We start from the raw sequence: 12101 nt of genomic DNA on the forward strand, positions 1-12101 counted from the left end.
GACTATGCATCTTAACAAGGCACATCGCGAGTAAATCTATGAAAATCGGCATTATTGGTGCAATGGAAGAAGAAGTTACGCTGCTGCGTGACAAAATTGAGAACCGTCAGACCCTCTCCCTCGGTGGCTGTGAGATCTACACCGGCCAGTTGAACGGTGTTGACGTGGCTCTGCTGAAATCAGGCATCGGTAAAGTTGCAGCGGCACTGGGCGCGACCCTGCTGCTTGAGCGCTGCAAGCCTGACGTTATCATTAATACGGGTTCTGCGGGCGGTCTGGCGCCGACGCTGAAAGTGGGCGATATCGTGGTTTCCGACGAAGCGCGTTATCACGATGCAGATGTCACCGCATTCGGCTACGAATATGGTCAGCTTCCGGGCTGCCCGGCCGGGTTTAAAGCGGATGATAAGCTGATTGCCGCCGCTGAAAGCTGCATTAACGAGCTGAACCTCAATGCGGTGCGTGGCCTGATCGTCAGCGGCGATGCCTTTATCAACGGCTCTGTCGGTCTGGCGAAAATCCGTCATAACTTCCCGCAGGCTGTGGCCGTGGAGATGGAAGCCACAGCCATCGCGCACGTATGCCATAACTTCAGCGTGCCGTTCGTGGTCGTTCGCGCGATCTCTGACGTGGCGGACCAGCAGTCCCACATCAGCTTCGACGAATTCCTGGCCGTTGCGGCCAAACAGTCCACCGTGATGGTGGAAACCCTGGTGCAGAAACTGGCGCGTGGGTAAGGTGTCATTCAGGGCGCTGGCCGCCCTGCTTCTGCTCGCTCCGGCCTGGCTCATCGCCGCGCCGCGGGTGATCACTCTCTCCCCTGCCAATACGGAACTGGCGTTTGCCGCCGGGATCACGCCCGTTGCGGTGAGCAGCTTTTCCGATTATCCACCGCAGGCCGCCCATATCGAACAGGTTGCCACCTGGCAGGGAATGAACCTGGAACGCATCGTGGCGCTGAAGCCCGATCTGGTCCTCGCCTGGCGCGGCGGTAATGCCGAACGGCAGGTGAACCAGCTCTCTTCGCTGGGAATAACGGTAAAATGGGTGGACGCGGTGAGCATCGAACAGGTGGCGCAAACCCTCCGTGACCTCGCGCCTTTCAGCCCTACCCCCCAACGCGCCGGGCAGGCTGCACAGCAGATGCTCAACGACTATGCCGCGCTAAAAGCCCGATACGGCACGCAACCGAAACAACGCGTTTTTCTGCAATTTGGCAGCCAGCCGCTGTTCACTACCGGGAAAGGCTCGATCCAGAACCAGGTGCTTGAAACCTGTGGAGGTGAAAATATCTTTGCCGAAAGCCGGGTTCCCTGGCCCCAGGTCAGTCGTGAACAGGTTCTTGCGCGACAACCGCAGGCCATTGTGGTGGTCGGAAATGCGAGCGAGATTCCTAAAATAGAACAATTCTGGCATCGGCAGCTTAAAATTCCGGTTATCGCACTCAACAGCGACTGGTTTGAACGCGCCAGCCCGCGTATTATCCTCGCCGCAAAACAACTCTGCGCCGAACTGGCAGAGAGTCACTCAAACAGATAAATATACCCCCTTCGAGGATTTAACGATGCTCGTGTATTGGCTGGATATTCTTGGCACAGCCGTTTTTGCTATCTCCGGCGTTTTGCTTGCCGGAAAACTGCGCATGGACCCTTTTGGCGTACTGGTACTCGGCGTTGTTACGGCGGTGGGAGGCGGAACGATCCGCGATATGGCGCTGGCAAATGGCCCGGTATTTTGGGTAAAAGATCCCACGGATCTGGTGGTGGCGATGGTCACCTGCCTGTTAACCATCGTGCTGGTTCGTCAGCCTCGCAGACTGCCAAAATGGATATTGCCGGTACTGGATGCCGTCGGTCTGGCGGTCTTTGTGGGAATAGGCGTGAATAAAGCCTTTATTGCCGGGACTGGCCCGCTGGTGGCGATCTGTATGGGCGTGTTAACCGGCGTGGGCGGAGGGATTATTCGCGACATACTGGCGCGAGAAGTCCCGATGATCCTGCGAACGGAAATCTACGCGACGGCCTGTATCATCGGGGGGATTGTTCACGCCACGGCGTATTACACCTTTGCTGTCCCGCTGGAGAATGCGGCGATGCTGGGGATGGTGGTCACGCTGGTGATCCGTTTAGCGGCGATACGCTGGCACCTGAAGCTGCCGACGTTTGCGCTGGATGAAAATTCAAGATAGGCGTCGTTTATAAGCCCGGTAGCGCTTCGCTTACCGGGCCTACAATCTGCATTCAGGCTTAAATACTGAACGAAGAACCACACCCGCAGGTGCTGGTCGCATTCGGGTTAGTCACCACAAAGCGCGAACCTTCCAGACCTTCAGTGTAGTCCACTGAACCGCCCACCAGATATTGCAGGCTCATCGGGTCAACCACCAGCGCGACGCCCTGTTTCTCGATAGTCATATCACCATCGTTAACCTGATCGTCAAAGGTAAAACCATACTGGAAGCCACTACAGCCGCCGCCGGTAATATAAACACGCAGTTTCAGATCCGGATTGTCCTCGTCGGCAATCAGGGTTTTCACTTTTTTCGCTGCTGCTTCGGTAAATTCCAGCGGCAACGCTACGTCATCACTCATCTTATGCTCCCATGAATACTGCGACTGCTATTGGGCAAAAATCACCCAATTCTTTTTGTCATTATCTAATACCCTGGTAATTCATTCAAGTATTCTGCTTCAGGGCCTGTTCAGCTTCCAGTTTCGCCAGGGTACGGGCAAGAATGGTGGAGTATAGCGGTTTTCCACCCAGGAATTGGGCTAATAGTGTCGCGCCGAGACAGGTAATGATCATTGGCAAAATGAGCTGGTAATTGTCGGTCATTTCCAGCACCAGTACGATCCCGGTCAGCGGCGCGCGCAGGGAGGCCGCCAGCAGCGCCCCCATTCCCGCAACCGCAAACGTCCCCGCATCCAGATGGTAGGCCGGGAAACCTGCCGCCGCCGCCATCCCGAACGCCGTACCCAGCAGCGTCCCCAGTGCCAGCATCGGAGCAAAAATGCCGCCCGGGGCGCCAGAGGAGAAGCACAATACCGTGGTGATGACGCGTGAAATAAACATAAACAGCAGCAGGCCTACGCTGAAATTCCCCGCCGCGGCAATGGGAATCAGGCCGAAACCGCCGCCCGCCGCATTCGGTTCGATGAAACCGAGGATCCCGCACACGCCGCCAAGCAGGCCTCCCACCAGCACCCATTTCGTGGTATTTCCGCCATGGATGCGCTGAAACATATCCTGCGCCCGTAAAATCAGGGTGTTAAAAAGCGGGCCGACGACGCCAAAAATCATCCCAAGAACCAGATACAGCCACAGGGTATTGACCGGCGCATTGGTCAGCTTGCCAACTTCAATCACCGCCCCTTCGCCGTTAAAGACGCGAAAGACAATGCTCGACATAATCACGCCGGTAAACACCGCTTTAATCGAGATCAGGTTGTAGCGGAACTGGGCGCGCATCTCTTCAATGATAAACAGGATACCCGCCAGCGGCGCGTTAAACGCCGCAGACAGCCCCGCTGCGGCCCCCGTCGCCAGCAGCGTATGCCGTGCTTCGGCGCTGCGCATACGGAACAGATCGCCGACCATGCGCCCGACGTTACCGCCCAACTGTACCGTTGGCCCTTCCCGACCGAGCACCATGCCCGCCCCGAGGGTTCCCATCCCGCCGATAAATTTCACAGGAAGCACCCGCCACCAGCGAACCGGGCGTAGCTCCTCCAGCGCCCCCTCAATTTCAGGGATCCCCGAGCCACCTGCTTCAGGTGCGAATTTACGCACCAGAAAATACCCCACCATGGCAAACAGCGCCGAAAGGCCAAAGGCCCACACCCAGACCAGCCATTCCCGATCGGCAAAGCTGGCGACGGTACCTATGCGCCAGTTGAGCACCGCGTTGACCGCTTTCTCGAATGCGACCCCCACCAGCCCGGCCAGCGTACCGACCACGGCGGCTGCCAGCAGAATGGCTAACGGGGTTTTGTCACGGTTGAGCAGCCGCCGGATACTGACCCGGTGCTTCGCGCGCGTAAACTGTTGTTGTTCAAAAGAAGGTGTGTTCTCGTTCATTACCTGTTCTTTTTCGTCATACAAAAGGCCGCAGGGATTCTACCAGAGACAATCCCCTCGTCCCCTGAAAAATACTTAACAATTGTTAAGCCTTCTGAGGGGCAAAAATTTTATAACCTCTTCCGAATCACTTAGAATAGTTGCCTTAACTTATTTCTACGAACCAGGAACGACGCCATGAGCAAGTCTGAAAACCTCTACAGCGCAGCCCGCGAGCTAATCCCAGGCGGCGTGAACTCACCCGTGCGCGCCTTTACCGGCGTGGGTGGCACCCCGCTGTTTATCGAACGTGCGGATGGGGCATATCTGTATGATGTGGATGGTAAAGCCTATGTCGATTACGTCGGCTCCTGGGGCCCGATGGTACTGGGGCACAACCACCCGGCGATCCGCAACGCGGTGATTGAAGCCGCTCAGCGCGGCCTGAGCTTCGGCGCGCCAACCGAGATGGAAGTCAAAATGGCGGAGCTGGTCACCGAGCTGGTGCCAACGATGGACATGGTGCGTATGGTGAACTCCGGTACCGAAGCGACCATGAGCGCTATCCGTCTGGCGCGCGGTTTTACCGGTCGTGACAAGATCATCAAGTTCGAAGGTTGTTATCACGGCCACGCCGACTGCCTGCTGGTAAAAGCCGGTTCCGGCGCGCTGACGCTCGGTCAACCGAACTCCCCGGGGGTGCCGGCTGATTTCGCGAAACACACGCTGACCTGCACCTATAACGATCTGAACACCGTTCGCGCCGCGTTCGAGCAGTATCCGCAGGAGATCGCCTGCATCATCGTTGAACCGGTGGCGGGCAACATGAACTGTATTCCACCGCAGCCGGATTTCCTGCCGGGCCTGCGCGCACTGTGCGATGAGTTCGGCGCGCTGCTGATCATCGACGAAGTGATGACCGGTTTCCGCGTCGCGCTGGCGGGAGCGCAGTCATACTACGGCGTAGAGCCAGATCTGACCTGCCTCGGCAAAATCATTGGCGGCGGCATGCCTGTCGGCGCGTTTGGCGGCCGTAAGGACGTGATGGACGCGCTGGCGCCAACCGGTCCTGTTTACCAGGCAGGTACGCTCTCCGGTAACCCGATTGCGATGGCGGCGGGCTTTGCCTGTTTGACCGAAGTGGCGCAGCCGGGTATCCACGAAACCCTGACGGACCGAACGACGCAGCTGGCAAACGGCCTGCTGGAAGCCGCAGAAGACGCGGGTATTCCGCTGGTGGTAAACCACGTCGGCGGGATGTTCGGGATTTTCTTCACCGATGCGAAAACCGTGACCTGCTATCAGGACGTGGTGAAATGCGACGTGGAACGCTTCAAACGCTTCTTCCACCTGATGCTGGAAGAAGGCGTGTATCTGGCCCCGTCAGCGTTTGAAGCGGGCTTTATGTCCGTGGCACACAGCGAAGAAGATATCAATAACACCATCGACGCAGCGCGTAAGGTGTTTGCGAAGCTGTAAAATGTGCGGCTTGATGCCCTCACCCCAACCCTCTCCCACAGGGGAGAGGGTTCCCCAGTAATTTGAAAGCAAAAGCGATAACGTTGCCTCAGAATAACTGAGGGCTTTCAGCGATGCCTCGGTCCGGCTGTAAATCGCTGAGGCGTTTACTGTAGGTCGGGGCGAGGCGCAGGGATGCGCCGAGAGGGCGGGCTTTACAGGGACGTTTCCTCCGCCCGTACCCGATAAGCCGGAAGGAATAAGCCGAAGGTACCGCGAAGCGGCGATTTTCCGCCGGAAGCCCGGGTCGCCAGGGTGGTGGCGACTGAGCCACCCTGGCACGTTCACCGCTCATGTCGTGACAGAGTAGCAAGGAACATAAAGTGAACGGAATGACCACCAGAGCCGTATGTTCCCCTTCACCCCAGCCCTCTCCCTCAAGGGAGAGGGGCCCGTCTGTGCAGGCATTATTTTGTGGGGAACCCTCAGCCCACAGGGAGAGGAAGCAAAAACGAAAACGGCAATCTAAGGATTGCCGTTTACTTTTATTACCGACTCTGCTTTCTCAACAGATATATAAAATACGGCGCGCCGATAAAGGTCGACAGCAGGCCCGCCGGGATCTGATACGGGAACAGCACCATCCTTCCGCACCAGTCAGCAAAGACCAGGATTACCCCGCCCGTCAGCGCAGAGATCACGATATGCGGCAAAGTCCTGCGGAAGCCCATCATACGGGCGATGTGCGGCGCCATTAATCCGACAAAACTGAGCGGGCCGATAGTCATGGTGGCCGTCGCCGTCAGGCACGCGGCCAGCAGCAACAGGGCGATACGCGTTGGCGTCAGCGCCACCCCGACCGCGCGGGCGGTATCCCCACCCAGCGGCAGAATGGTCATCCAGCGACGGCACAGCGGCACAATCGCCAGCAGTACGATCATCACAATCCCGGTATGCACCACCTGACTGCCGGTGGCGTTGTACGTTGAACCGGAAATCCAGGTCAGGATCTGCGCCATGCGCGGATCGCCGCTCGCCTGCAACATCATCAGCAGCATAGTAAACGCGGTGCTGAGCGCCATCCCGGCCAGCAGCATGCGGTGAGGTGAGAACCCCCCTCGCCCGGAGGCGATCAGGATAATCATCAGCGTGACTGCCGCGCCGATACTCCCGGCAGGCATCAGCCAGCCGAACGCATTTCCCGGCACGAGGAACAACATTAACACTACGCCAAACGCGGCCCCGGAGCTGATCCCTAATACTTCCGGGCTTGCCATCGGGTTGCCGGTGAGACGCTGGATAATACAGCCCGCCACCGCCAGCATGACGCCCGCAATCAGCGCGGAGAAGATCCGCGGCCAGCGCCACTGCATGAGTTCATGCAGCAAATCCCCCGTCGCCCAGTGCCAGCCTGTGGCGTCGCGTCCCAGCGAGAGTGCGGCAAACGAGGCGATAACCAGCACCGCCAGTCCGGCAAGGCTGAACCACACCACCGACTGACGTTCGGCATGTACTTTATCGCCGGCATCCATTGCCGGGGCGCTAATGCTGCGCAGGCGCGGCAACAGCCACAGCAGCAGCGGCGCGCCGATCAGGGCCGTCACCGAGCCCGTGGAAACTTCCATCCAGACGCGCGCCAGCCAGAGAATGAGTTGATCGGAAAGCCAGAGGATCAGCGCACCAATCAGCGGAGCCAGCATCAGACGCGCCAGCAGACGGCGCGCGCCGAGCATTTTTGCCAGCAATGGCGCAAACAGACCGATAAAACCGATGATGCCGACGGCGTTAACCAGTAACGCGCTCAGCACAATCGCCAGGGTCAGGGCCGCCAGACGCGCCAGCGACAGCGCCAGCCCCAGATTGCGCGCCACGCCGTCATCGAGGCCCATCAACGTCAGCGGACGCAGCAGCAGCAGCGTCAGCACCACGCCGCCGAACAGCTGCGGCCACAGGCGCTGGACGATACTCCAGTCGGTCTGGGTGAGCGTGCCGGTACTCCACATAAACATGCTTTGCAGCTGGTCGTGGTGAAACAGCACCAGCAGCTGGTTGATCGCCCCACAGTAGAGGCTGACGACCAGCCCCGCGAGGATCAGCGTGACCGGCGAGAGACGTTTTCCCCAGGCCACGCCAAAGACCAGCGCACCGACCACACATGCGCCTGCCAGCGCGGCAAACTGCGAGGTTAACGCTCCCGGCAGGGTCCAGAGAGTGGTGATGGTGATCCCCAGCTGAGCCCCCGTCGCCACGCCCAGCGTGGTCGGCTCTGCAAGCGGGTTACGCAGCACCTGCTGAAACAGTACGCCCACCAGTCCCAGCCCCGCCCCGACCAGCAGGGAGATAGCCAGACGCGGCAGCAGGCTGTAGTGGAACAGCATTTGCTGAATATTATCGATATCCGGTGCGGCAAACGCGGCTGCCCACTGATCGCGCGGTAACGCCGTGGTCAGGTTAAAGCCGGTTAACGCCAGGGCAGCCAGAAAAATGAGCGCTAACAGTAACATCGGGAAACGGGCCATACGCGTGCTCATGCCTTGCCTCCCAGTGCATTGTCCAGCACGCGGGCAAAATGCATTGCCGACAGCGTCGCGCCGTAGAACCATACCGCTGGCGCGCGCAGGAAGCGCTGCTCGCGGACGAACGGCATTGCCTGCCAGAGCGGGGTCGCCATCAGGGTTTGCATCTCGCGCTCGTTCCCGTGATCGAAGCACAGCACGTCCACATCACGAAACGCCGCCAGACGGTCAATACCCACGGCGGTACTGCCCCAGAATGTCATCTCGCCTTCCCAGGCATTGCGAATGCCAAAGCTGTCGAGCACTTCCTGGAACAGACAGTTATTTCCAAAGACCAGCATATGGCGGGCATCCAGCAGGGTTACCATCAGCAAAGGCCGATCGCCACGGTGGGCAAAGCGCGGCTTGAGGGAATCAATCAGCGCATCAAATTCATCGAGATGTTTTTTCGCCTGAGCCTCACGGTTGAGAAACTGCGCCATCTCGTGGATGGAATTTTTTGCCATGGTCAGCGGCTTTTTGCCGTCGCTAAAGGAAAAGCCCCGTCCGGGCGCAATCTTCGCCATGGTCTCTTCCGACGGGCCATACCCCGCAGACCAGAATAAATAAGACGGTTTCATCTGGGTGAGAAGCTCAAGGTTCGGCTCCGTACGCAGGCCAATGTCGATGACGGAGTCCGGCAGTTTTGGCTCATTCACCCACAGGGTGTAGTTGGGAATATCGGCCACGCCGTAAGGCGTCACGCCAAGCGCCATCATCAGTTCGACGGGCAACCACTCCAGCGCCACGATGCGGTGCGGATCGATAGCCGCAGCGCGGGCCGGGCCCATCTTTAACAGCAGCGGTGAGAGCGCCATGGCCGTCAGCAGGCGACGGCGGCTAATGAATGTTGAATCCAGCATCAGTAGACAAAGCTCACGGGTGCAGCCCCGGCTGGGTGAGGCAGGATGCCCATGGGAATACCGTAGATATGTTCCAGCGTTTCGCTGCGCATCAGTTCGGCAGGCGTACCCTGAGCGATCATTTCACCGCCGCGCAGCGCTACCAGGTAGTCGCAATAGCGTGCCGCCATGTTGATATCATGCAGAACGGCAATCACCGTCAGGCCGCGCTGCTGACTTAAGCGATGCACCAGCGCCAGGACGTCAACCTGATGAGCAATATCCAGCGCCGAAGTGGGTTCGTCGAGCAGCAGGCAGCGGCTGTCCTGCGCCACCAGCATCGCGATCCATGCGCGCTGACGCTCGCCACCGGACAGGCTATCCACCAGACGATGCGCCAGCGGTTTTAACCCAACCAGCGCGATCGCCTCTTCCACTTTCTCTCTGTCAGCGAGGCCAAAACGCCCGAGCGCACCGTGCCACGGATAACGTCCAATCGCCACCAGCTCGCGCACCGTCATCCCCTCCGCCTGCGGCAACTGCTGCGGCAGATAGGCCACCTTGCGGGCAAAGGCCTTACTGCTCCAGCTCGCCAGCGGCTGGTCATCCAGCAATATGTCGCCCTCGGACGGCGGCTGATGACGACCCAGCATCTTCAGCAGCGTCGATTTACCGGAACCATTGTGCCCGATTAAACCGGTCACTTTACCTGCGGGAAACGTCAAAGAGAGCGGATGCAGCAAGGTGCGCCCGGGTACGCGAAAGGAGAGATTGTTAAGCGTGAAGGTGGAGTCGGATTGCGTTTTATTATCCTGCATGTCAGCCAACTTAAATAAAAAGGGCACGGCGAACCGTGCCCATAAAGAGGTTAGAAGCGGAAGGTCGCGGTGGCAACAACCTGGCGTCCTGCTCCCCAGTAGCATGCATACTCGCTGTAGCAGCTGGAGACGTATTCACGGTCAAAGATGTTGTTCACGTTGACGCCGACGGAAGATCCCGGCAGACCAAAGCGCGCCAGATCGTATTTCACGGTCGCATCCGCCAGGGCATAACCCGCGACGTTAAAGGACTCATAGGCTTTAGGCGACGCTGAGGAGTAGTACGTCACCGTGTTACCGATGTAACGCGCGCCCGCACCGACGGTCAGGCCACTCAGCGCCGTCTCGTGGAAGGTGTAATCCGCCCACAGGGATGCCATGTTGCGCGGTACTTCTGCCGGACGACGACCTTCATACCAGGTATCGTGGGTATATTCCGCATCTGTGTAGCTGTAGGCCGCCGTTACGTTCACGTTAGCCGACACCGCCGCTTTCGCTTCCAGCTCAAAGCCACGGGAGCGAATTTCACCGCCCTGCACGCTAAAGCCGCTGGTCGGGTTCGCCGGATCGGCGGTCAGGTTGTTGTTCTTGGTCAGCTGATATACCGCGGCCGTCACCACAACAGGCAGATCTTTAGGAACATACTTCACGCCCGCTTCATACTGCTTGCCGCGCGCCGGGTCGAACGGTTTGCCGCCCTGGGTGGTGCCAGAGAGCGGTTCAAAGGATTCACTGTAGCTGAAGTATGGGGTAATCCCGTTGTCGAACAGGTAGTTAATCCCCCCGCGCCAGGTAAATGCCTGATCGTTAATTTCCGCGGTGGTCCCGTTATTACGGTTAAAGGCAGACGTTTTTGCAAAGTCATAGCGGCCACCCATGGTGAGTACCCACTTATCCCATTCCGCCTGATCCTGCGCATAGAGCCCGGTCTGCTCCTGGCGATTGAGCATGGCATACGGGAAGTTCACATTGACGTTCGCATTGCCGTGCTGCGGATTGTTCATGCTGATCGGATCGGCGGTACCGTAGTCAGCATCAATATCATTGCGCATACGAAGGTAATCCACCCCCGTCAGCAGCGTATGGTCAACGGCACCGGTCGCGAATTTCGACTGGAGCTGTGTATCAACCGTGAACGAGTTGAGGTCTTCATCTGAGCGCACGTACGCACGGCTGATCTGGGCCGGAGCGATATAGCCATTACCGTAAACTGAACGGTAAAGCGTATTGATTTTGGTATAACGCAGATTCTGACGCACGGTGAAGGTGTCGTTGAATTCATGCGCGAAGCTGTAACCCACCATTTTCTGACGACGGGAGATCTTATTGTCTTCATCGCCTTCGTTGAAATCGGTCGGCAGTTTGTGCGCCTTTCCGTTAGCATCATAGTAAGGCACAACGGTACCTTCACGCGGCAGCCAGCCGTAGTAACCCGCATCCGGATCGCTCTGGAAGTTGCTCAGGAAAGTGAAATCAGTTTTATCATCAGGACGCCAGCTGAAAGACGGCGCAATCGCGTAACGAGTAGACTTCACCATCTCCTGCTGCGCATTTTCACTGCGTCCCAGGCCGGTCAGACGGTAGGACCACACGCCGTTATCATCAATCGCGTCGCTGAAGTCAAACCCAGTCTGCCACAGGTTATCCGTCCCCATTTTGAACTGAATTTCTTTTAACGGTTCCGTGGTTGGACGCTTGCTGACCATACTCACTACGCCGCCAGGGTGGCTTTTTCCATACAGTACGGACGTCGGGCCTCGCAGCAGTTCTACGCGCTCCAGGAAGTATGGGTCCATCGACGCTTCAGAGTAGTTATCCCCTTGCAGCTTCATACCATCCAGATACTGGTTGGTATTCACTGTACTGGAGGTCGTAAAACCACGAATAGAAACCACGTCATAGGTTGTGGAGGCGCCGCGCGTTGCGAAAACGCTCGGCGTGTAGGCCAGCGCCTGTTTAACCGTCCCCGGCTGTTTCATGTCCATCTCTTCACGTGTGACCACGGAAATGGACTGCGGGGTTTTCTCGATCGGTGTATCGGTTTTCGTCGCCGTTGCAGTGCGCTTTGCTGCAATCGTCGGTGCAGGCCCCCAGGCACTCTCCTGCGCAGCCGGTGCGGCAGTAACAGTAATGGTTTCTTCTTTTTTCGGGGTTTCGGCGGCATGAGCATAAGCAGACATGCCGGCAACCGCTGTGGCTACGACGACCGCGATTTTACGCAGCGACGTGTTAATTGGCTGAGCAGTATTGGAAAGCGCCATGATGGATCTCTGATGGAAAAGTGAATGATAACGTAAACGAGAATTATTATTATGACCGCAGAATAATATGCGAAACGTTGGCTGCATAGCAAGCAGTATGCGGCCCTACAA

General features: G+C 58.0%; 10 protein-coding genes. 4 read left to right on the forward strand and 6 right to left on the reverse strand.

Features of this window, described 5'->3' with window-relative positions; genetic code table 11:
• Positions 1-38 precede the first annotated feature (38 nt).
• From mtnN to ACOTYH_RS12410, 3 genes are read left to right on the forward strand one after another with little or no spacing between them, the layout of a single operon-like run.
• Positions 39-737: a 5'-methylthioadenosine/S-adenosylhomocysteine nucleosidase gene (mtnN, locus tag ACOTYH_RS12400; protein ID WP_003856223.1), complete on the forward strand. Its 699-nt coding sequence runs from the start codon at positions 39-41 to the stop codon at positions 735-737.
• Positions 730-1539 (forward strand): vitamin B12 ABC transporter substrate-binding protein BtuF, encoded by an 810-nt coding sequence (btuF, locus tag ACOTYH_RS12405; RefSeq protein WP_033486483.1) that lies wholly within the window; start codon positions 730-732, stop codon positions 1537-1539. Before mtnN ends, btuF begins: the two co-directional genes overlap by 8 nt.
• 25 nt (positions 1540-1564) lie before the next feature.
• A complete protein-coding gene (locus ACOTYH_RS12410; protein ID WP_003856227.1) occupies positions 1565-2188 on the forward strand; it encodes a TRIC cation channel family protein in 624 nt (207 codons plus the stop codon).
• A gap of 58 nt (positions 2189-2246) precedes the next feature.
• Here the strand turns inward: ACOTYH_RS12410 and erpA are convergent, their stop codons facing one another.
• Entirely contained in the window at positions 2247-2591 is a 345-nt protein-coding gene (gene erpA / locus ACOTYH_RS12415; protein WP_003856230.1) for an iron-sulfur cluster insertion protein ErpA, read from the reverse strand.
• 85 nt (positions 2592-2676) lie between these two features.
• Positions 2677-4077, reverse strand: coding sequence for a H(+)/Cl(-) exchange transporter ClcA (gene clcA / locus ACOTYH_RS12420; protein WP_063135048.1), 1401 nt, complete (start codon positions 4075-4077; stop codon positions 2677-2679).
• A 177-nt stretch (positions 4078-4254) separates the two neighbouring features.
• Between clcA and hemL the strand changes: the two genes are divergently transcribed.
• On the forward strand, positions 4255-5535 hold the full coding sequence (hemL, locus tag ACOTYH_RS12425; protein WP_015572714.1) for a glutamate-1-semialdehyde 2,1-aminomutase: 1281 nt from the start codon (positions 4255-4257) through the stop codon (positions 5533-5535).
• Positions 5536-6062: 527 nt separating this feature from the next.
• Here the strand turns inward: hemL and fhuB are convergent.
• The 4 genes from fhuB to fhuA are packed head-to-tail and all read right to left on the reverse strand — an operon-like array spanning position 6063 to position 11990.
• Positions 6063-8045 (reverse strand): Fe(3+)-hydroxamate ABC transporter permease FhuB, encoded by a 1983-nt coding sequence (fhuB, locus tag ACOTYH_RS12430; protein ID WP_421637770.1) that lies wholly within the window; start codon positions 8043-8045, stop codon positions 6063-6065.
• Complete coding sequence (gene fhuD, locus ACOTYH_RS12435; protein WP_003856240.1) at positions 8042-8932, reverse strand: Fe(3+)-hydroxamate ABC transporter substrate-binding protein FhuD; 891 nt, start codon at positions 8930-8932, stop codon at positions 8042-8044. Before fhuD ends, fhuB begins: the two co-directional genes overlap by 4 nt.
• The gene (fhuC, locus tag ACOTYH_RS12440) at positions 8932-9729 is read right to left on the reverse strand and encodes a Fe3+-hydroxamate ABC transporter ATP-binding protein FhuC (protein WP_047733132.1); all 798 of its coding nucleotides are present in this window, start codon (positions 9727-9729) and stop codon (positions 8932-8934) included. The genes fhuD and fhuC overlap by 1 nt, the downstream gene beginning before the upstream one ends.
• Before the next feature lie 50 nt (positions 9730-9779).
• Entirely contained in the window at positions 9780-11990 is a 2211-nt protein-coding gene (gene fhuA, locus ACOTYH_RS12445; RefSeq protein WP_015572711.1) for a ferrichrome porin FhuA, read from the reverse strand.
• Between the last annotated feature and the right edge of the window lie 111 nt (positions 11991-12101).

Origin of the sequence: Enterobacter cloacae complex sp. SHL001 (assembly GCF_049236825.1) — a bacterium.
In the GTDB taxonomy this organism is placed as follows: domain Bacteria; phylum Pseudomonadota; class Gammaproteobacteria; order Enterobacterales; family Enterobacteriaceae; genus Enterobacter; species Enterobacter hormaechei_C.